Below are 1,625 nucleotides of genomic sequence, written 5' to 3' on the forward strand. Positions count from 1 at the left end.
CGTTGATCCTGGCGGCGAGATTGACCGGTTGATGGGTGCTGCGGAGCATTTTGGCGTTAAAATCGTCGCCGTTTGGCTCACCCATGGTCATCTGGATCATGCCGGCGCAGCGGCGGATGTTGCAGAACGTGCCGGATGTCCCATTATTGGGCCTCACAAGGACGATCAGTGGTTGCTGGACGAGATCGAGGCGCAGGGCGCGAAGTATGGCATTGCCGATGGCCGCAATGTGACCCCAGACCGGTATCTTGAAGAAGGCGACGAATTGGAACTCGACGGGATGAAGTTTGGCGTGGTGCATACGCCGGGACACACACCGGGCCATGTGGTGATCTACAACAAGGAAAACGCGCTCGCCTTCGTCGGAGACGTCTTGTTTCGCGGATCCATCGGGCGGACAGATTTTCCGCGCGGCAACCATCAGCAACTCATTGATTCCATAACGTCAAAGCTCTGGCCGCTCGGTAATGACATGCGGTTTGTGCCCGGGCATGGGCCAATGTCGACCTTCGGCATGGAACGCCAGTCGAACGGGTTTGTCGCAGATTCCGTGGTTGGCAACCGCTAGTCCTATCTTGAGAACCATCAAATTTCATCGATCAGTTTGAAGAATCGTGAACCCGGCATGTGTTATTGGCGGGGGATGCGCCAGAAGTTTAGTCCCATTTGTAACAGGTTGACCGAAATGCTCGCAGATGCCCGCGGCTCGCTGGCACCGATCTTTGCGTTGACCTTGTTCTGCATCATCGCGCTCGTAGGCGCGGCTCTTGCGTTGGCAATGGACAGCAAATCGGCGGCGAATTTGCAGGCGGCGGCGGATTCATCTGCGCTGGCAGGCGCGACGGCTTTCATCAACGCGACATCACCGCGCGCGCAGGATCGAAAGGCGGAAGCCATAAGGCTGGCCACTGCCGCCGCCAAAGCCAATGCACACTATGCCCTGACCCGCATGGATGTTGGGCAGATCGTTGAAGATCCCTACGGGCAAAAGACCGAAGTTACGGTGGATCTGAGTTTCGAGCCCACCAATCCGGCTTCCAAAATGGCAGGACGCAATGCCAACATTTCGATCAACCGGAGTGCATCCGCGTCGGCCACCTGGGGATTCCCGCTCTGCATTTTGGCGCTCAATAACAAGGGCGCGGGCCTTGCGGTATCGGATCACTCTGAACTTCTCGCTGAGAATTGCGTTGTCTGGTCGAACTCCCAATCCTCAAACTCAATGTCTTTCTCTGGCGGCACATCGGAGACAAAGTTTTTCTGTGCAGGCGGAAGTGTGCGCACGTCAAGCGCAGCACGCGTGGTGCCGCGGCCGCATGAAAGGTGCGACAGAATTCCAGACCCGCTTGAAGATTGGGTGCCGCCAGCGGCTGGAACACCCAATTCGGTTCTTTCTACGGCAGCAGGCGATCCACGAACATACGATATCGACGAGTTGATTTGGCAAATTCAGATTCTGCTAAATGATGCAAAAATCAAGAATACAGTGGGCGGTTTGTCGGGCCTCGACCTCTACTCTGGCGAACCAATGGAGGCTGGTCTGGCAGCCAACCTATTGCAAACCGTCACGTCACTGGTTGATCTAATTGCCGGCGGAAGCGGTACTGTTGGCAGCAATCCGAACG

Annotated in this window: 2 protein-coding genes; both read left to right on the forward strand. The window is 56.4% G+C overall.

Annotated elements, in window-relative coordinates; all coding sequences use genetic code 11:
- Positions 1-568: MBL fold metallo-hydrolase (locus tag WBM93_RS06655; protein ID WP_424429862.1), on the forward strand; the 568-nt coding region annotated here is incomplete at its 5' end.
- Between the two features lie 36 nt (positions 569-604).
- Positions 605-1,625: hypothetical protein (locus WBM93_RS06660; protein ID WP_424429865.1), on the forward strand; the 1,021-nt coding region annotated here is incomplete at its 3' end.

This window comes from Parasphingorhabdus sp. (assembly GCF_049667325.1).
Classification (GTDB): domain Bacteria; phylum Pseudomonadota; class Alphaproteobacteria; order Sphingomonadales; family Sphingomonadaceae; genus Parasphingorhabdus.